General features: G+C 67.1%; 18 protein-coding genes. 6 read left to right on the top strand and 12 right to left on the bottom strand.

Annotated features, from left to right (window positions below):
* Positions 1–101: 101 nt before the first annotated feature.
* The 8 genes from HMH01_RS00780 to hemN form a co-directional block, all read right to left on the bottom strand.
* A complete protein-coding gene (locus tag HMH01_RS00780; protein ID WP_171321531.1) occupies positions 102–629 on the bottom strand; it encodes a 2'-5' RNA ligase family protein in 528 nt (175 codons plus the stop codon).
* 277 nt (positions 630–906) lie between these two features.
* Positions 907–1,770 carry a cytochrome-c oxidase, cbb3-type subunit III gene (ccoP, locus tag HMH01_RS00775; RefSeq protein ID WP_171321529.1) on the bottom strand — a complete coding sequence of 288 codons (864 nt, stop codon included), beginning with the start codon at positions 1,768–1,770 and terminating at the stop codon, positions 907–909.
* Positions 1,770–1,973, bottom strand: coding sequence for a cbb3-type cytochrome c oxidase subunit 3 (locus tag HMH01_RS00770; RefSeq protein WP_171321527.1), 204 nt, complete (start codon positions 1,971–1,973; stop codon positions 1,770–1,772). Before HMH01_RS00770 ends, ccoP begins: the two co-directional genes overlap by 1 nt.
* A 10-nt stretch (positions 1,974–1,983) precedes the next feature.
* Complete coding sequence (ccoO, locus tag HMH01_RS00765) at positions 1,984–2,712, bottom strand: cytochrome-c oxidase, cbb3-type subunit II (protein ID WP_171321526.1); 729 nt, start codon at positions 2,710–2,712, stop codon at positions 1,984–1,986.
* Positions 2,713–2,722: 10 nt separating this feature from the next.
* The gene (gene ccoN, locus HMH01_RS00760) at positions 2,723–4,327 is read right to left on the bottom strand and encodes a cytochrome-c oxidase, cbb3-type subunit I (protein WP_171321523.1); all 1,605 of its coding nucleotides are present in this window, start codon (positions 4,325–4,327) and stop codon (positions 2,723–2,725) included.
* A 156-nt stretch (positions 4,328–4,483) separates the two neighbouring features.
* Positions 4,484–5,506 carry an L-threonine 3-dehydrogenase gene (gene tdh / locus HMH01_RS00755; RefSeq protein WP_216366788.1) on the bottom strand — a complete coding sequence of 341 codons (1,023 nt, stop codon included), beginning with the start codon at positions 5,504–5,506 and terminating at the stop codon, positions 4,484–4,486.
* Positions 5,507–5,538: 32 nt separating this feature from the next.
* A complete protein-coding gene (locus HMH01_RS00750) occupies positions 5,539–6,732 on the bottom strand; it encodes a glycine C-acetyltransferase (RefSeq protein WP_171321520.1) in 1,194 nt (397 codons plus the stop codon).
* A gap of 57 nt (positions 6,733–6,789) precedes the next feature.
* On the bottom strand, positions 6,790–8,148 hold the full coding sequence (gene hemN / locus HMH01_RS00745; protein WP_171321518.1) for an oxygen-independent coproporphyrinogen III oxidase: 1,359 nt from the start codon (positions 8,146–8,148) through the stop codon (positions 6,790–6,792).
* A 62-nt stretch (positions 8,149–8,210) separates the two neighbouring features.
* Here hemN and fnrL point away from each other — a divergent pair, with 62 nt between their 5' ends.
* The 4 genes from fnrL to HMH01_RS00725 all read left to right on the top strand — a co-directional run bounded on the left by fnrL (position 8,211) and on the right by HMH01_RS00725 (position 11,532).
* Positions 8,211–8,960 carry a transcriptional regulator FnrL gene (gene fnrL / locus HMH01_RS00740; RefSeq protein WP_171325118.1) on the top strand — a complete coding sequence of 250 codons (750 nt, stop codon included), beginning with the start codon at positions 8,211–8,213 and terminating at the stop codon, positions 8,958–8,960.
* Between the two features lie 78 nt (positions 8,961–9,038).
* Positions 9,039–10,358: an aspartate aminotransferase family protein gene (locus HMH01_RS00735; protein WP_171321516.1), complete on the top strand. Its 1,320-nt coding sequence runs from the start codon at positions 9,039–9,041 to the stop codon at positions 10,356–10,358.
* Between the two features lie 152 nt (positions 10,359–10,510).
* A complete protein-coding gene (locus HMH01_RS00730; protein ID WP_171321514.1) occupies positions 10,511–10,675 on the top strand; it encodes a hypothetical protein in 165 nt (54 codons plus the stop codon).
* Between the two features lie 194 nt (positions 10,676–10,869).
* Positions 10,870–11,532, top strand: coding sequence for a hypothetical protein (locus HMH01_RS00725; RefSeq protein ID WP_171321512.1), 663 nt, complete (start codon positions 10,870–10,872; stop codon positions 11,530–11,532).
* Between the two features lie 6 nt (positions 11,533–11,538).
* Here HMH01_RS00725 and HMH01_RS00720 read toward each other — a convergent pair whose 3' ends face one another.
* Together HMH01_RS00720 and HMH01_RS00715 are read right to left on the bottom strand one after the other, a co-directional pair.
* A complete protein-coding gene (locus HMH01_RS00720) occupies positions 11,539–12,009 on the bottom strand; it encodes a GNAT family N-acetyltransferase (protein ID WP_171321510.1) in 471 nt (156 codons plus the stop codon).
* A 3-nt stretch (positions 12,010–12,012) separates the two neighbouring features.
* Positions 12,013–12,999: a serine hydrolase domain-containing protein gene (locus HMH01_RS00715; protein WP_171321508.1), complete on the bottom strand. Its 987-nt coding sequence runs from the start codon at positions 12,997–12,999 to the stop codon at positions 12,013–12,015.
* Between the two features lie 237 nt (positions 13,000–13,236).
* On the opposite strand from HMH01_RS00715, the gene rpsO reads away from it, so the two are divergent.
* Entirely contained in the window at positions 13,237–13,506 is a 270-nt protein-coding gene (rpsO, locus tag HMH01_RS00710) for a 30S ribosomal protein S15 (protein ID WP_171321506.1), read from the top strand.
* Between the two features lie 194 nt (positions 13,507–13,700).
* Positions 13,701–15,827, top strand: a complete 2,127-nt coding sequence (pnp, locus tag HMH01_RS00705; RefSeq protein WP_171321504.1) for a polyribonucleotide nucleotidyltransferase — start codon at positions 13,701–13,703, stop codon at positions 15,825–15,827.
* A gap of 59 nt (positions 15,828–15,886) precedes the next feature.
* Here pnp and HMH01_RS00700 read toward each other — a convergent pair whose 3' ends face one another.
* Both HMH01_RS00700 and HMH01_RS00695 read right to left on the bottom strand, forming a co-directional pair.
* Positions 15,887–16,840, bottom strand: coding sequence for a polysaccharide pyruvyl transferase family protein (locus HMH01_RS00700; RefSeq protein ID WP_171321502.1), 954 nt, complete (start codon positions 16,838–16,840; stop codon positions 15,887–15,889).
* Between the two features lie 53 nt (positions 16,841–16,893).
* Complete coding sequence (locus tag HMH01_RS00695; RefSeq protein ID WP_171321500.1) at positions 16,894–17,592, bottom strand: glycosyl transferase; 699 nt, start codon at positions 17,590–17,592, stop codon at positions 16,894–16,896.
* Positions 17,593–17,731 lie beyond the last annotated feature (139 nt).

Below are 17,731 nucleotides of genomic sequence, written 5' to 3'. Positions count from 1 at the left end.
AGCCGAAGGGCCGCCCCGGCGGGACTGTCCCTGCTGGATATGTTGATGATCGCGCCCAACGCGACGGCGCGCATCGACGGGACTGTCGTCCGCCTTGATGGCTAACTCAACTTCGCGAAGGGGACAGTTTCTAGGTGGCGTAGTCTCCCGTTCTCAAGCTCCACAACCTCCAGAGCCCCGATTGTTCCGGAGAGTGGAAAACCCCCGAGGGCACAAACGTCCAAGCGCTCGATGACCGTTCGATCAGGGTTCGTCGCGACCGTCATGTGTGGACGGTAAGGGATATCGGCTTTCAGTTCCGCTTCTTGAGCGCCTTCGTAGAGCCGTTGATGCAATGCGGCGAGCTGGGAACTTCCAGCCGAGCTGACAAGTAATAATTTGTGTGCCTTTTCGAAGAAGTCGTAAGTTACCTCACCCGAAACGAAAGATACGTCAAACTGCGATGACAGGCTGGCTGCCGCCTCGCAGTGCGCCAGGAACTCCTTCTGGCCGATATTTGCCAGCCCGAACACGAGAGTGACGTGTGGGGGGACGAGCATGGCCCTGGCCGGCTCGTTCGCGATCCGGAACCGATGAATGCGTTCGGCGACACTCGGCTCGAACTGTGGATATGCCAGGACGTAGATCACCACGACATGGTGGAAAGATCGGCGTCATGGGTCAATGACCGCTTCGTCCGAACAGGTGACTTCCAGACCATGGAACCGCCCCCGCGGGAGTCTGCGAGGGCATTGGCACCATGAGGGCAATGGCGCACTCGGTGACGTGCATGACGCTTGAACACAACTGGTAAGGGCCGCCCCGGCGGGACGGCCCCTTGCAGATCGAGGCGGCGGGCAAGGGCCGCGGTTTGGTGAACAGGAAAGCCGCCCTCGCCCGCCTATCCCCCGGCAGGGGGATTCCGTGTCATTCGCCGCCACCCAGCTGGTGGACATAGACCGAGACCTGCCGGATCTGCGCCTCGGTCAGGCGGCCGGTCCAGGGCGGCATCATGCCGGCGCGGGAATACGTCACCGTCTGGATCAGCGTGTCGCGGTCGCCGCCATAGAGCCAGATCGCGTCGGTCAGGTTCGGCGCGCCCAGATCGCGCATCCCCTCGCCCTGATCGCCGTGGCAGGCGGCGCAGTTGTCGGCGAAGACCGTGGCGCCGGGTGTCGCCAGGTCTGCGTCATGGTCCTGCCCCGAGATGGCCAGCACATGCTCGACCACCTGGGCGATTTCCTCGTCGCTCAGGTAGTCGTCGCCGAAGGCGGGCATCTGGCTGAAGCGGGTGTCGGGATCGCTCTCGGCGCGGATGCCGTGCGCGATGGTCTGGTGGATCGCCTCGATGTCGCCGCCCCAGAGCCAGGCGTCGTCGACCAGGTTGGGATAGCCCACGCCCCCGCCCGCGCCCGCGCCGTGGCACTGCGCGCAGTAGGTGCGGAACACCGCGGCCCCACCCGCCACCGCGTAGCGGTTCAGGTCCGCATCGGCCGAGATCTCGGTCAGCTCCGTCTCGACCAGGCGGGTGTCGAGGTCGGCATTCGCCTGGCGGAACGTCTCGATATCCTCCTGCACCGCGGCGCGGGTGGAATAGCCCAGCACCCCCGGCGTCGCCCCGTTGATGAGCGGGATCGCCGGGAACAGGATCATGTAGATCACCGAGAAGACGATCGTGCCGTAGAAGGTCAGCACCCACCAGCGCGGCATCGGCGTGTCGTATTCGCGGATGCCGTCCCATTCGTGGCCGGTGGTGGGCATCTCGTCGGTCTTGTCCAGTTTGCGGACCATCAGTTGTCCTCCGCCTTGGTCCGCGCCGCCTTGCGGCCGGTCGCGGGAAGCGTGTCGTTGCGCAGCGGGATATTGGCGATGTCGCGATGCATCCGGGCGCTGCCGGGACGGAAGGCGAAGATCACCACGCCGATGAAGAACAGGGTCAGCGCCAGCAGCGCCCAGCTGTCGGCGAACTGGCGAAGAAGGGTGTAGAGATCCATCGCCCCCTCCTTACCGGCTTGCCGCCGGCTCGAAGGTGGAGAAGTCCACCATCGTGCCCAGCACCTGAAGATAGGCGATCATCGCGTCGAGTTCGGTGAGCGCGGGATTGCCGTCGAAGTCGCGCACGTTGACCGTCTCGCCATAACGCTCCAGCAGCCCGTCGGTATCCGCGTCCGGGTTGGCCTGGGCGCGGAAGTCGGCGACCGCGTTCTCGATCATCTCGTCGCTGTAGGGCACGCCGACCATGCGGTGGGTTTCCAGCAGGTCGGGCATGAAGCGCGCCTCGATCCGGGTGGCGCCCAGATGCGCGTAGGAGGGCATCACGCTTTCGGGCACCAGCGCCTGCGGGTTCTCGAAGTGGTCCACATGCCAGGCGTCGGAATAGCGCCCGCCGACCCGCGCCAGGTCGGGGCCGGTGCGTTTCGAGCCCCACTGGAACGGATGGTCGTACATCGATTCCGCCGCCAGGCTGTAATGGCCGTAGCGTTCCACCTCGTCGCGCATCGGGCGGATCATCTGGGAGTGGCAGACATAGCAGCCCTCGCGGACATAGATGTCGCGGCCCGCCAGTTCGAGGGGGGTGTAGGGGCGCACGCCCTCCACCTCCTCGATGGTGTTTTCCAGGTAGAACAGCGGCACGATTTCAACGATGCCGCCGACGGTCACCACCGCGAAGCTGAGCGCGAGCAGAAGCGTCGCGTTCTTCTCGATGACCTTGTGATTGTCGAGAACGCCCATCGTCCCCTCCTTATTCCGCGGCGACGGCAGCGGTGCGGCTCGGGGCTTCCTGCCCCGCGCCACGCGCCGTCATCCAGAGGTTCCAGACCATGATCATCGCACCGGCGAGATAGAGCACCCCGCCCAGGCCGCGGACCACATACATCGGGAATTTCGCGCTGACCGTGTCCGCGAAGGAGTTCACGAGGAAGCCCTGCGAATCCACCTCGCGCCACATCAGCCCTTCCATGATCCCGGTCACCCACATGGACGCCGCGTAGAGAACGATGCCGATGGTGGCGAGCCAGAAGTGCCAGCTGACCGCCGGAAGCGAGTAGAGCCGTTCGCGGTTCCACAGCTTCGGCACCAGGAAGTAGAGCGCGCCGAAGGTGATCATGCCGTTCCAGCCCAGCGCGCCGGAATGGACGTGGCCGATGGTCCAGTCGGTGTAGTGCGACAGCGAGTTGACGGCCTTGATCGACATCATCGGCCCCTCGAAGGTGGCCATGCCGTAGAAGCCCACGCTGACCACCATCATCCGCAGCACCGGGTCGGTGCGCAGCTTGTCCCAGGCGCCGGAAAGCGTCATCAGGCCGTTGATCATGCCGCCCCAGCTGGGCATCCAGAGCATGATCGAGAACACCATGCCCAGCGTCTGCGCCCAGTCGGGCAGGGCGGTGTAGTGCAGGTGGTGCGGGCCGGCCCAGATGTAGAGGAAGATCAGCGACCAGAAGTGGATGATGCTGAGCTTGTAGGAATAGACCGGGCGGTCGGCCTGCTTGGGCACGAAGTAGTACATCATGCCCAGGAAGCCCGCGGTCAGGAAGAAGCCCACCGCGTTGTGGCCGTACCACCATTGCGTCAGCGCGTCCTGCACGCCCGAGAAGACCTGCACCGACTTCGATCCCCAGATCGACACCGGGATCGACAGGTTGTTGACGATGTGCAGCATCGCCACGGTGACGATGAAGCTCAGGAAGAACCAGTTGGCGACGTAGATGTGCGGTTCCTTGCGCCTCAGGATCGTGCCCATGAAGACGGCGAGATAGGCGACCCAGACCAGCGTCAGCCAGATGTCCACATACCATTCCGGCTCGGCGTATTCCTTGGACTGGGTGGCGCCCAGCAGGTAGCCGGTGGCGGCCAGCACGATGAAGATCTGGTAGCCCCAGAACACGAAGCGGGCGAGGCCGGGCGCGAAGAGCCGCGCGGCCGAGGTGCGCTGGACGACGTAGAAGGATGTCGCGATCAGCGCGTTGCCCCCGAAGGCGAAGATCACCGCCGAGGTGTGCAGCGGCCGCAGCCGGCCGAAGGCGGTGTATTCAACCCCGAGGTTCAGCGCCGGAAACGCCAGCTGGAAGGCGATGTAGGTGCCGGCCAGGAAGCCCACCACGCCCCAGAAGGCGGTGGCGATCACGCCCCAGCGGATCACGTCGTCAACATACCCCGATGGTTCGGCGGCAACCGCGCGCTGCGGCTCTCCCACTCTGCGCAGGATCCACAGGAACAGGCCCGCCGCGATCAGCATGATCAGGATGGCATGCACCTGATAGGCCAGGTCGCGCGCGAAATTCGCGGCGATCGCGGCGAAAACCGTGATCACCGCAAGCGCGACCAGCTTCAGCGTGTCGGTCATCTCTTGCCCCTCTTGTCTTTGGCCATGCGGCAGGCATCGCCCGCACGGCCGGTCATTGTGCCGTGCAACATTTCCTCACGGGGCGGTGAGCGGCCTTGATTCAGATCAACCCTTTCGGGAAACCGGGCGCGATGACGCTGCGGAAGCCCTGCCGCGTCACCAGTCCATCACCACCTTGCAGGCAGAGCCGTCGCGCATGGCGGAAAAGCCCGCCTCGAAGCCGGCGGCGGGCAGGCGGTGGGTGATGAGCGGGGTCAGGTCCAGCCCGGATTGCACCAGCCCGATCATCTTGTACCAGGTCTCGTACATCTCGCGGCCATAGATGCCCTTTATGGTCAGCATCTTGAAGATGACCTGGTTCCAGTCGATCTCGAAGGCGGTGGGCGCGATGCCCAGAAGCGCGATCTTGCCGCCGTTGTTCATGGCGGCCACCATGTCGCGGAAGGCGGGGGCGGCGCCCGACATTTCCAGGCCCACGTCGAAGCCCTCGGTCATGCCGATGCGGGGCATCAGGTCGCGCAGGCTGTCGCGCGCGGGGTTGAGCGTGTGCTCGATCCCCATTTCCCGCGCGAGCGTCAGGCGGCGGTCGTTCAGGTCGGTGATGACCACCTTGCGCGCGCCGGCGCGTCTGGCCACCAGCGCGCCCATGATCCCGATGGGCCCGGCGCCGGTCACGAGCACATCCTCGCCCACCAGGTCGAAGCTGAGCGCCGTGTGCACCGCGTTGCCGAAGGGATCGAAGATCGCAGCCACCTCGTCGGGGATGTCTTCGGGCACCGGCACCACGTTCGATTCCGGCAGCACCAGGTATTCCGCGAAGGCGCCCGCGCGCTGCACGCCCACGCCTTTGGTGTTGCGGCACAGATGGCCCCTTCCTGCGCGGCAGTTGCGGCAGGTGCCGCAGACGATATGCCCCTCTCCGGTGACGCGCAGGCCGCGCGGATAGCGGGTGGCGGCGCTGCCCAGGTCCGCGATCTCGCCCACGAATTCATGCCCCGTGACAAGGCCCACCGGGACCGTCTTGGCCGACCATTCGTCCCAGTTCCAGATATGCACGTCGGTCCCGCAGATGGCGGTTTTCCTGACCTTGATGAGCACCTCGTTCGGGCCGGGTTCGGGCACGGGCACATGCTCCATCCACAGGCCCGGCTCGGGGCGGGATTTCACCAGTGCGCGCATCTCGTTCTGCATTCTGTCTGGCCCTTTCGGCTTCAGGAAACGACGCCCAGCTTGCGCCCCGCCGCCCCGAAGGCGTCGATCGCCCGGTCGAGCGTGGCGCGGTCATGGGCGGCGGACATCTGGGTGCGGATCCGGTCCTGCCCGCGCGGCACGACCGGAAAGGAAAACGCCGCCACGAACACGCCCCGCGCGCCCAGTTCCGCGGCCATGGCCTGCGCGAGCTTGGGGTCGCGCAGCATGACGGGGATGATCGGATGGCTGCCCGGCAGCAGCTCGAAGCCGAGCGTGTTCATGCGGGCGCGGAAATGGCGGGTGTTTTCCTCGAGCCGGGCGCGCAGCCCGTCGCCCTGCGCGATCAGGTCGAGCGCGCGCAGCGAGGCGGCGGTGATGACCGGGGCGAGCGCGTTGGAAAACAGGTAGGGGCGGGAGCGTTGCCTGAGCCAGGCGATCACCTCTTTCGGGCCCGAGGTATAGCCGCCCGAGGCGCCGCCCAGCGCCTTGCCCAGCGTGCCGGTCAGGATGTGGACCCGGTCGGCCACCCCGAAATGCGCGGGCGTGCCGCGCCCGCCGGGGCCGATGAAGCCCACGGCGTGGCTGTCGTCCACCATCACCAGCGCGTCGTGGCGTTCGGCCAGGTCGCAGATCTCGGGCAGCTTCGCCAGCGCCCCGTCCATCGAGAACACCCCGTCGGTGGCGATCAGGCGGATGCGGGCGTCCGCCGCCTCGATCAGCCGCGCCTCTAGCTCGGCCATGTCGGCATGGGCATAGCGCAGGCGCCGCGCCTTGCACAGGCGGATCCCGTCGATGATCGAGGCATGGTTCAGCGCGTCCGAGATGATGGCGTCGTTCTCGTCGAGCAGGGTCTCGAACAGGCCGGTATTGGCATCGAAGCACGAGGAATAGAGGATCGTGTCCTCGGTTTCGAGAAAGGCGGAAAGCCGGGATTCCAGCACCGCGTGATCGGTCTGGGTGCCGCAGATGAAGCGGACCGACGACATGCCGTAGCCGTAGCGGCCCAGCGCTTCCTTGCCGGCCCTGACCAGGGCGGGATGGTCCGACAGGCCGAGATAGTTGTTGGCGCAGAGATTGATCATCTCGTGCCCGTCCGCCAGCCGCACCGTGGCCCCCTGCGGCGAGGCGATCACCCGTTCCCGTCGGTAGAGCCCGTCCGCCTGAAGCCCCTGAAGGCGGCTGGCCAGGTCGTCGAGAAAGGGATGGCGCGGCATGGGGTTTCCTCCTGCCGCAAGCCTGCGCCCGCGCCCGGCGGTGTTCAAGTCCTGTGATCAGATCGCCTGCGAGTGGCGCGCGGTGCCGCCGCGCAGGAAGGCGTCGAACTCGGACGCGATCAGCCGGGCCAGCGGCTTGCCGTCGGGCGACAGCCTGAGCTGGCCGCGGTGCCAGTACAGCCAGTGGCCGAAGCGGTCGAGCGCGCGGTTGATGTCGGGGCGGATCAGTTCGACGAAGCTGCCGAATTCCTTCTCCAGCGCGCCCAGCTCCACCGACATGTCGCAGAGGAACCGCTCGATGAAGGCGGCGCGGACCCGATCCTCCAGCGACAAGGCATAGCCCTTGGTCACCGCCAGATGGCCCGCCTGCACGCGCCCGGCATAATGGGCGGTGGCGGGCGCGTTCTGCAGGTAGCCGCCGGGCAGTTTCCAGATCGAGGATGCGCCGAGGCCGATCAGCGCTTCGCAGTTGTCGTCGGTGTAGCCCTGGAAGTTGCGCCGCAGCCGGCCCTGCCGGGCGGCCAGCGCCATGCTGTCGCCGGGCCGCGCGAAATGGTCGATCCCCAGCGCCTGATAGCCTGCGCGGACGAACTGCGTCTCGGTCTGTTCGACCAGCGCCAGCCGTGCCTGCGGGCCGGGCAGGGTGTCGGCGTCGATCATGCGCTGGCGCTTGGCGATCCAGGGGACATGGGCGTAGCCGAACAGCGCCACCCGGTCCGGGTCGAGTGACAGCACGGCCTCGGTCGAGGCGCGGATCCCGTCCAGCGTCTGCCCCGGCAGGCCATAGACGATGTCGGTGTTGAGCGAGACGATGCCGGCGGCGCGCAGCTGGCGCACCACCCGCGCTGTCAGGTCGAAGCTTTGCGCGCGGCCGATCGCCCGCTGGATCGCGGGGTCGAAATCCTGGATGCCGATGCTGGCGCGGGTCATGCCGCCCAGCGCGAGCGCGTCGATCTTGGCCTCGTCCACCGCCGTGGGGTCGATCTCGACCGAGAATTCGGCGTCGGGCGCGATGTCGAAGTTGCGGCGCAGGGTGCCGGTCAGGTCGATGATCTGGGTCGGGCTCAGGATGGTGGGGGTGCCGCCGCCCCAGTGGATGCGGGCGACTTTCCGCCGTTCGCCCAGGGCCGCGGCAAGCAATCCGATCTCGGCCTTGAGCACCTCGAGGTAGCGGGCCACCGGCTCGGGATTGCGGACGCCCTGGGTGCGGCAGGCGCAGAACCAGCACAGCCTTTCGCAGAAGGGGATATGAAGATAGAGCGAAAGCGGTTCACGCCCCGGAAGCTCGGCCAGCCAGCGCCCCGCCTCTGCCGCGCCGAAGGCGTCGCTGAAATGCGGCGCGGTCGGATAGCTGGTGTAGCGCGGGACGTTGGCGCCAAATAGTCCGGTGGGTTCAAGTTGTTCAATACGATCCATTCCTGTACGCTAATTTGCAGGGGAACTCAAAATCGTTGATCTGGATCAAGATGAAATTGCGCATGCCAATTAGTGGCAGGCCGGCTGGCGACCCGCAGGCCTGCGAAAATTGTCCTATCCGCCACAGAGCTGTCTGCGCGCACTGCGAGTCGGACGAACTCGAGGTGCTGGAGGGCATGAAATCCTACAAGACCTATGCCCCGGGTGAGCCCGTGGTCTGGGCCGGGGATCCCATGCCCCACGTCGCGTCGGTGGTGAACGGCGTCGCCTCGATCAGCCGCACCATGGAGGATGGGCGCCGGCAGATGGTGGGTCTGCTGCTGCCTTCGGATTTCCTGGGCCGGCCGGGGCGGTCGCAGGCGGCTTTCGACGTGACCGCCGCGACCGAGCTGACGGTCTGCCGATTCGAGCGCAAGCCCTTCGAGAAGCTGCTGGAGACCACGCCCTCGATCTCGCGCCGGCTGCTCGAGATGACGCTGGACGAGCTGGATGCCGCGCGCGAATGGATGGTGCTTCTGGGCCGCAAGACGGCGCGGGAAAAGATCGCGAGCCTGCTGGTGATCCTGGCCCGGCGCGAGATCAGCCTGCGCCCCGGGGTCGTTCCGGGACGGCTGAGCTTCGATCTGATGATCACCCGCGAGGCGATGGCCGACTACCTGGGCCTGACGATCGAGACGGTCAGCCGGCAGATCACGGCGCTGCGCAAGGACGGCGTGATCGAGCTGGGCACCAAGCGCCAGATCACCGTTCCCGACTTCTCGCGCCTGATGGACGAGGCCGGCGACGATTCCGATGGCGATCACATCGCCTGAGCCCGGCCGCCCGCGATCCGGGGTTTATCCCTGCTTTCGGCGGCGCTAGCGTCGATCCCAGCCGAAAGGAGCGCCGCCATGTCCCATGTCTTTCCCCGCCATTGCCACGTCCAGCCCCCCACAGCCGTCGGCGGCGAGGGCTGCTACCTGATCGACAGCAAAGGCAAGCGCTATTTCGACGGTTCGGGCGGCGCGGCGGTGTCCTGTCTTGGCCATGGCGATCCCGAGATAACCGAGGCGATCAAGGCGCAGCTGGACAAGCTGGCCTTTGCGCATACCGGCTTCTTCACCTCGGAACCGGCCGAGGCGCTGGCGGACCTGCTGATAGACCACGCGCCCGAGGGGATCGAGCGGGTGTATTTCGTCTCTGGCGGGTCCGAGGCGACGGAAGCCGCGATCAAGCTGGCGCGGCAGTACTTCGTCGAGATCGGCCAGCCGGAACGGCACCACCTGATCGCGCGGCGGCAAAGCTATCACGGCAACACGCTGGGCGCGCTGGCGGCCGGCGGGAACGAATGGCGCCGGGCGCAGTTCGGGCCGCTGCTGATCGACGTGAGCCATATCGCGCCCTGCTACGAATACCGCGGCCGCGAGGACGGCGAGAGCGTGGAGGCCTATGGCCAGCGCGCCGCCCAGGAGCTGGAGGACGAGATCCTGCGCGTCGGCCCCGAACGGGTGATGGCCTTCATGGCCGAGCCGGTGGTGGGGGCGACCGCCGGGGCGGTTCCGGCGGTGGAGGGCTATTTCCGCCGCATCCGCGAGATCTGCGACCGCTACGGCGTGCTGCTGATCCTGGACGAGGTGATGTGCGGCATGGGCCGCACCGGGCATCTTTTCGCCTGCGAGCATGACGGCGTGCGCCCCGATATCCTGTGCATCGCCAAAGGGCTGGGCGCGGGCTACCAGCCGATCGGCGCGATGCTGTGCTCGGGGCAGATTTATGACGCGATCGCCGGTGGGACCGGCTTCTTCCAGCACGGCCACACCTATATCGGCCACCCGGTCGCGACCGCGGCGGGGCTTGCGGTGGTGAACGCGATCCTCGGGCGGGGGCTGATCCCGCGGGTGCGCGAGCTGGGCGAGCGGCTGGACGGAGAGCTGCGCGCGCGGCTGGGCCAGCATCCGCATGTGGGCGATATCCGCGGCCGGGGCCTGTTCCGCGGCATCGAGCTGGTCGCCGACCGCGAGACGAAGCATCCCTTCGATCCGAAGGACAAGCTGGCCGCGCGGCTGAAGAAGGCCGCCTTCGAGGCGGGGCTGGTCTGCTATCCGATGTCGGGCACGATCGACGGGCGGCATGGCGATCACATCCTGCTGGCGCCGCCCTTCATCATGCGCGACGAGCAGGTGACGGAAGTGGTCGACAAGCTGGAGACGGCGCTGGCCGCCTGCCTGTGACCCGTCGCCGGCGCATGGCGGTACGGTGATAGCCATGCGCAGGACGCAAGGCGGCTTTCGTGTCGGGGGCGTTGTCGCCCTGCTGCGTCAGGGCCATATCGGGGGCGTGAACGGGATGGGCCCGGACACGACCGAACCGAAAGGGCACCGACATGAAAGCCTTTCTGAACCGCATCGTCACCGCGATCCGCAAGCGCGCCGCCTATGAGCACACCGTCGCCGCGCTGTCGCGCCTGCCGCTGGACGTGAAGCTCGACCTCGACATCTATCAGGGCGATGTCCGCGCCATCGCGCACCGCGCCGTCTACGGCGCCTGAGACGAAACGCCGTCTACGGCGCCTGAGCCGAAACGCCGTCTACGGCGCCTGAGACACCAGATCGACCGGAATTCCCTGACGGGCCTGCGGATGCGGGCCCGTTTTCGCATGCGGGGGGCGGAACCCTGCCGCGGGTGCACTATCGCGCGGCGCGGAAGCGGAGTAGGCTGCGGGTCCGATCGCAGGTGGGTGGCATGATCCGGCATATTTCCCAGGGCGCGTCCTCGTGGCGCGCCGTAGCACTTGGGCTGGTCGCGCTCGTGGGGTGCGTCCTTGCGCTGAACATGATCCTCGGGCCGGTCCTGGCGCGGCTGGTGGCCGATCTTGCGCCCGCCGCATCGGACCGGCTGGCACTGGGGATCGCGCTTGCCTGCGCGCTTTACGCGGTGCTGCTGGCCCTGCCCTTCGTGCCGGGCGTGGAGATCGGGCTCGGGCTACTGACGATGTTCGGCGCGATGGCGGCGCCCTTCGTCTATCTTGCCACGGTGGCGGGGCTGAGCCTGTCGTTCCTGTGCGGCCGGCTGATCCCCGCGCAGGTGCTTGCGCGGCTGGCCCGGCGTCTGGGGCTGGCCCGGCTGGAGACGCATCTTCTGCGGCTCGATCCGCTCGACAGCGCGGCGCGGCTCGAGCTGCTGCTGCGGTCCGCGCCACAGGGCTGGGGGGCGATGCTGCTGCGGCGGCGCTATCTTGCGCTGGCGCTGGCGCTCAACATGCCGGGCAACGCCATCCTGGGCGGTGGCGGCGGGATCGCGCTGGCCGCCGGCATGAGCCGGCTGTTCAATATCCCCGGCTTTCTGGCCGCGGTGGCTGTCGCCGTCTCGCCGGTGCCAATCCTGATCTGGGCGCTTGGCGCCTGACCGGGCTCAGCTCAGCCGCTTTTCCATCGCGAAGTTGGTCAGCGCGACGCCGTTGCGCACCGGGGCCTGCCGGCGCAGGACGCGCCAGCCCCGCCGCGCGAAGAAGCGTCGCGCCGGGTGGCTGGCATCGGTGGTCAGGCGGGCATGCCCCGCCTTCAGCGCCGCCCGTTCGACATGGTCGTAAAGCTGGCCGGCCAACCCGGTTCCCATCCGTTCGGGCGCGACGAAGGCCATGTCGAGATGTCCCGCGCCGGTCAGCGACATGAAGCCAAGGGCCGCGCCCTCTTCCGCGGCGACGAACACCGTCTGCGGCGCAAGCCGTGCGGCGAAGCTTTCGGCGTCGGGCGGTGCGGGCGACCAGGCGGCGCGCTGCGCGTCGTCGTAGAAGGCGGCCGCGCCTTGCGTCACCGCGCGGTGGAACAGCGCCGCCAGCGCGGCCGCATCCTCGGGCCGGAAGGGGCGGATCGCGGCGGACATGGCTCAGGCCTCGGTCAGAAGCTGCTCGGCCAGGCCGTGAAGCGCGTCGCGGTAGCCCGTGCGCGCCGATGGGCGGTCCGGGTCGGACGTGATCGCAATGACCGTGCCGCGCGCCGGCGTGACATAGAGCATCTGCCCGCCATAGCCCCAGCCGTACCACGTTTCCGCCCCGCCCATCTGGCGCGAGAACCAGCCGTAGCCGTAGCCGTCGCGGTGAAAGACCGAGCGTGTGCGCCGGGTCCATGTGGCGTCGATCCAGGCCTGCGACAGAAGCCGCGTGCCATCCGCCGTGACCCCGCCGCGTTCATAGAGCGCGCCCCAGGCGGCCAGCGAGCGGGTGCTCATCGCCATCTGGTTGCCGCCCATGTAGATGCCCTGCGGGTCGCGGTCCCAGCCGGTGATCTCGAACCCGTCCAGAGGGGCCAGCCAGTCGCGCGCCAGCGCCAGCAGGCTGCGCCCACCCACCCGCGTCAGGATCGCCGCAAGGATATGGCTGGAGCCGGTGGAATAGAGCATTCCGCCGCCAGGCTCGTCCACGAAGGGCACCGAAAGGGCTGCGCGCACCCAGTTGCCGCTGGACACCCAGCGGCCGTAATTCCGGCCCGAGGTGCGTTCCAGCCCCGCCTGCATGGACAGCAGGTGCCCGATGGTGACGCGCTCGATCCGCGGGTCGGGATCGCGTGGCAGCTGGTCGCGCAACAGCGGCGCGATGGGCTGGTCCGGCCCCTCCAGCAGGCCGCGGTCGATCGCCATGCCGACAAGGCCGGAGATGATCGACTTCGAGGCGGACTTGATGTTGGTGGCGCGGTCGGGCGTGAAGCCGTTGTAGCCCCGCGCCGCCGTCTCGATGCCGTTCTTCAGCATGACGATGGCGCGCAGCTCGTCGAAGCCGGCGGCCGCGTCCAGCGCGGGGCCCGGGCCCGCGGCGCGCAGCGGATGGGCAAGGGCAAGGGCCGCGGCGGACCCGGCGATGAAAATGCGTCGTTCCATGTCCTGCGTTATAGCCCGGCGCCCGGCGGCGATCATCCCCGGACCGCTCACATGGGCGCGACGAGGGGCCGCCGATCCGGGCTTCCCTTCGGCGCGGTTTTGATGCATAAGCGCCGCGTGGCGTGGACCCTTCTGGCTCTGCGCTGCGCGGCGTTGGAATAGACCCGGCTGGACGACATCCCGGCTGAGGCCGCCCGACGTCGGCACCAGAAACGCCCGGACAGAAGGAGCAACCCGATGTCGATCACGCCCGAGCTGAAAAGCCAGCTCATCAAGGAATACGGAAACAAGGACGGGGATACCGGTTCGGCGGACGTGCAGATCGCGATCCTGACCAGCCGTATCACCACGCTGACCGAGCACTTCAAGACCCACGCGAAGGACAACCATTCGCGCCGCGGTCTGCTGAAGCTGGTCGCCCAGCGCCGCAAGCTTCTGGATTATGTGAAGCGCAAGGATGAGGCCCGCTACCAGGACCTCATCGGCAAGCTCGGCATCCGCCGGTAAGAGCTGCAGCGCGGCGCGTTCCACAGGGGGCGCGCCGCTTCTGCATCAGGGGTGCGGTGCCGCGCACCCAATGGAACGCGGCACATGTTCGTCAGGCTGCCGGCCCCCGTCCCCGGGCCGGATGCCAAGGATGAGATGAAACCGGGGGACACGGGCGGCCCGCCAAGGGGCGGGGTCCGCCGAGAGGATACTTCATGTTCAATATCGTACGGAAATCCATCGAGTGGGGCCATGACACGCTCACGCTCGAAACGGGCAAGATCGCCCGCCAGGCCGATGGCGCCGTTGTGGCGACCTATGGCGAAACCTCGGTGCTGGCCACGGTGGTCTATGAAAAGGCGCCGAAGGAAGGGTTGGATTTCTTCCCCCTGACCGTCCACTACCAGGAAAAATACTACGCGGCCGGCAAGATCCCCGGCGGCTTCTTCAAGCGCGAGGCGCGGCCGACCGAGAAGGAGACGCTGACCTCCCGCCTGATCGACCGTCCGATCCGCCCGCTTTTCGTCGACGGCTTCAAGAACGAGGTGCAGGTGATCTGCACCGTGCTGAGCCACGACCTGGAAAATGACCCCGACATCGTCGCGATGATCGCGGCCTCGGCGGCGCTGACCATTTCGGGTGCGCCGTTCCTTGGCCCGATCGGCGCTGCGCGCGTCGGTTTCGTCGATGGCGACTATGTGCTGAACCCGGCCGTCGATGACATGGACAAGCTGCGCTCCAACACCGAGCAGCGGCTCGACCTGATCGTCGCGGGCACCCGCGAGGCGGTGATGATGGTCGAATCGGAAGCCTACGAGCTGTCCGAGGCCGAGATGCTGGGCGCCGTGAAGTTCGGCCATGACCAGATGCAGCCGGTGATCGACCTGATCCTGGACCTGGCCGGCGAGGCGGCGAAGGAGCCCTTCGACTACCAGGCGCCCGACTACTCGGCACTGTACGCCCGCGTGAAGGCGCTGGGCGAGGACGCGATGCGTGCCGCCTTTGCCATCACCGACAAGCAGCAGCGCCAGGCCGCCATTTCGGCCGCCCGGCAGACCATCAAGGACGGCCTGTCCGAGGAAGAACTGGCCGACAAGAACCTTGGTTCGGCGATCAAGAAGCTGGAAAGCGCCGTGGTGCGCGGCGACATCATCGCCACCGGCAAGCGGATCGACGGCCGCGACCTGACCACGGTGCGCCCGATCGTGTCCGAGGTGGGCCTGCTGCCCCGCACCCACGGCTCGGCGCTGTTCACCCGCGGCGAGACGCAGGCGCTGGTCGTGACCACGCTGGGCACCGGCGATGACGAGCAGATCATCGACGCGCTGCACGGCGAGAGCCGCTCGAACTTCCTGCTGCACTACAACTTCCCGCCCTACTCGGTGGGCGAGGCGGGCCGCATGGCCGGCCCCGGCCGCCGCGAGATCGGCCATGGCAAGCTGGCGTGGCGCGCGCTTCAGGCGGTGCTGCCGGCGGCGACGGACTTCCCCTACACCATCCGCCTGGTGTCCGAGATCACCGAGTCGAACGGTTCCTCGTCCATGGCCACGGTCTGCGGATCGTCGCTGTCGATGATGGATGCGGGCGTGCCGCTGAAGGCGCCGGTCGCCGGCGTCGCGATGGGCCTGATCCTTGAGCAGGACGGCAAGTTCGCCGTGCTGACCGACATCCTGGGCGACGAGGATCACCTCGGCGACATGGACTTCAAGGTTGCGGGCACCGACAAGGGCATCACCTCGTTGCAGATGGACATCAAGGTGGCGGGCATCACCCCCGCGATCATGGAGCAGGCGCTGGCCCAGGCAAAGGACGGGCGCATGCACATCCTGAGCGAGATGGCCAACGCGCTGACCGAAGGCCGGACCGAATTCTCGGCCCATGCCCCGCGCATCGAGACGATGACCATCCCCACCGACAAGATCCGCGAAGTGATCGGTTCGGGCGGCAAGGTCATCCGCGAGATCGTCGAACTCTCGGGCGCCAAGGTCGACATCAACGACGACGGCGTGATCAAGATCGCCTCTGCCAATGCCGAGGCCATCAAGAAGGCGCATGACCTGATCTACGCGATCGTGGCAGAGCCGGAAGTGGGCCAGATCTACACCGGCAAGGTGGTCAAGATCATGGATTTCGGCGCCTTCGTGAACTTCTTCGGCAAGCGCGACGGGCTGGTGCATGTCAGCCAGATGTCGAACGAGCGCGTGGCCCATCCCAAGGACATCGTCCAGGAAGGCCAGGACGTGAAGGTCAAGCTGATGGGCTTCGACGACCGCGGCAAGGTCCGCCTGTCGATGAAGCACGTCAACCAGGAGACCGGCGAGGAGATCAAGGAAGAGGCGTGAGCCTTTCCTGACCCTTTTGAAAACATGGACGCCGCGGGCCCTCCCGCGGCGTTCTGCGTTCAGACTCTGCCTTGCGCTGACGCGGCGATTGCGTTGAACAGTATGTCGGCGTTGCTGCTGGCAGCGGCGAGTTGGCTGCGGATCGCGCTCCGCTCGTTTTCGGTGAAATCGAAACCCCGGTCTGATACCAGAGCCGCACGCGTGGCGTCCAAACTCATGATGCGTGTGCGGTCAAGCCCGAGATCGCTCACCAGCGCCTCCATCTTCCAGGAGTTCGAGCCTATCGCGAGGAAGGGCGTTTCCGTCAGAAGCGAGAAGCATACGCCGTGGAACCTTCCGGTTACATGAAGCCGCGCGGCTGATAGAGCCGCGGCATAGGCTTCCGGCGTTTGTGGAATCTGAAGCGACGGGTAGCGCCGGTGATAGGCCCTTGCGTGCACGGCCACGTGCAGCCGGCGCAACAGCCGGCCAGGGGCGGTCCGTCCTTTCTGCGCCTTCAGGCTTTTCAGGATCGGGACAAGCCTGCGCCCCTCGGCTTCGAGGCTCATTTCCGCCAATGCGCGGGACACCGGCTTGAGCACGCTGTCGCCAAGAATAATGCCTTCGCGGGGCGCGTCAGTCGCGAGGCTTCCGTCGCAGAGTGTAAGGTCGGGCATCCAGTCGATCTGGCGGCCAAGCAGGCGCGAGAGTGCCGCGGCACTCCGGCTGTCCCGTGCGGTGACGCTGCTCATCAGGGCAAGGTTGGCACCCCAGGCGTCGGGGTTCTCCTGGTACATGGCGTTCAGAAGATGCACGGGTTTTCCGCCACGCGCCGGATGCTGGACGACCGACAGCAGCCTTTCGCCATGCGGCGTGCCGTGATGAAGCGTGCCCTCGCCGTTGATCAAGACAAGATCCGCCTGACGCATCGCCTCGAGGAAGGGAGCGGAGCGGGTCCAGTCCTCGCGGACCTTTGCGGTTGCGATCAGGCGGATCCCGCTGCGCTCGGACTTTCGCCGGATCACTTCGATCACCCGCAGGCAGCCGTGGTGATTGTCCGGCGTTGTATCGTTCAGAAGAACAGCGTTCAGCACGGCGGCGCCCCCCTTTCCAGTCGCGCGACGTAAGGAATTCCGGCGTCGATCAGCGCGGAGACGGGGGAATAGCATTCGATTTCTACCACAGTAGCCGCCAGCGCGAAATGCGCGGTAACGCGGTCGGCGGCGTCGGCGATCCCCGACCAGGCGGTGGCGCCCGGCTTTTCGTAGAAGCGCGGCGCATCCGCGTTGCGCAGATCGACGCCGGCCACCCCGATCCTCCGGGCGGACGCCATGGCGAATTGGAGTGCGGTCACCGCAACGCTTCCCGCCGGGACGACGCCCATGCCGGGTGAGCGTGACAGCGCTGCCTGTCCATCGCTCAGGATGAAGGCGTTCTTGGCGATATCCGCAATGCTCCGCCGGGGCTGCCGGTAGGGTTTCCGCAGGTTGTCCACATGCACGACCCGTCGCTGCGACAGCCAGCTGATGTCCTGCTCGCACAGGGCGCGCAGCACCGAGGTGGAGAACAGGCAAATATCGTCTTGGTTCAGGCAGTCACGCATCATGTCGAGGTGCGCCCACACGAAGCGCTCATCCTCCACCGCCAGCATGACGGGGCCGGCCAGCCTGTCGCGCAGGCTTATTGCGCCGTTAAGGCAGACCGCAGGTTCCGGCCCGAGGGCCTCGATCCGCTGGTCGCGTAGCGACGGACCCGAGCCTATGATCGTCACGGCACTTTCGATCACCTGCCCCAGGACATCCGCCGGCAGCAGGTCGCAGACGGACCTGCGCGATAGACAAGGTGCGTCCGGTCCTCGGAGATCGCCAGTCCGGGCCACCAGTCTTGCGCATGTGCCAGACGTGAGCCATTGATGAGCCGGGTAC

Source organism: Halovulum dunhuangense (assembly GCF_013093415.1).
GTDB lineage: Bacteria > Pseudomonadota > Alphaproteobacteria > Rhodobacterales > Rhodobacteraceae > Halovulum > Halovulum dunhuangense.
Note: the sequence above shows the minus strand (reverse complement) of the source record. Positions and strands in the feature narration are given on the sequence as shown.

Excerpts from the sequence above, each read along its gene's own strand:
- HMH01_RS00750 (WP_171321520.1), bottom strand. The coding sequence starts at position 6,732 with ATGCCGCGCCATCCCTTTCTCGACGACCTGGCCAGCCGCCTTCAGGGG.
- HMH01_RS00770 (WP_171321527.1), bottom strand. The coding sequence starts at position 1,973 with ATGGATCTCTACACCCTTCTTCGCCAGTTCGCCGACAGCTGGGCGCTG.
- HMH01_RS00720 (WP_171321510.1), bottom strand. The coding sequence starts at position 12,009 with ATGTCCGCCGCGATCCGCCCCTTCCGGCCCGAGGATGCGGCCGCGCTG.
- HMH01_RS00730 (WP_171321514.1), top strand. The coding sequence starts at position 10,511 with ATGAAAGCCTTTCTGAACCGCATCGTCACCGCGATCCGCAAGCGCGCC.
- HMH01_RS00735 (WP_171321516.1), top strand. The coding sequence starts at position 9,039 with ATGTCCCATGTCTTTCCCCGCCATTGCCACGTCCAGCCCCCCACAGCC.
- tdh (WP_216366788.1), bottom strand. The coding sequence starts at position 5,506 with ATGCGCGCACTGGTGAAATCCCGCCCCGAGCCGGGCCTGTGGATGGAG.
- pnp (WP_171321504.1), top strand. The coding sequence starts at position 13,701 with ATGTTCAATATCGTACGGAAATCCATCGAGTGGGGCCATGACACGCTC.
- hemN (WP_171321518.1), bottom strand. The coding sequence starts at position 8,148 with ATGGATCGTATTGAACAACTTGAACCCACCGGACTATTTGGCGCCAAC.
- ccoO (WP_171321526.1), bottom strand. The coding sequence starts at position 2,712 with ATGGGCGTTCTCGACAATCACAAGGTCATCGAGAAGAACGCGACGCTT.
- fnrL (WP_171325118.1), top strand. The coding sequence starts at position 8,211 with ATGCCAATTAGTGGCAGGCCGGCTGGCGACCCGCAGGCCTGCGAAAAT.
- ccoN (WP_171321523.1), bottom strand. The coding sequence starts at position 4,327 with ATGACCGACACGCTGAAGCTGGTCGCGCTTGCGGTGATCACGGTTTTC.
- rpsO (WP_171321506.1), top strand. The coding sequence starts at position 13,237 with ATGTCGATCACGCCCGAGCTGAAAAGCCAGCTCATCAAGGAATACGGA.
- ccoP (WP_171321529.1), bottom strand. The coding sequence starts at position 1,770 with ATGGTCCGCAAACTGGACAAGACCGACGAGATGCCCACCACCGGCCAC.
- HMH01_RS00715 (WP_171321508.1), bottom strand. The coding sequence starts at position 12,999 with ATGGAACGACGCATTTTCATCGCCGGGTCCGCCGCGGCCCTTGCCCTT.
- HMH01_RS00725 (WP_171321512.1), top strand. The coding sequence starts at position 10,870 with ATGATCCGGCATATTTCCCAGGGCGCGTCCTCGTGGCGCGCCGTAGCA.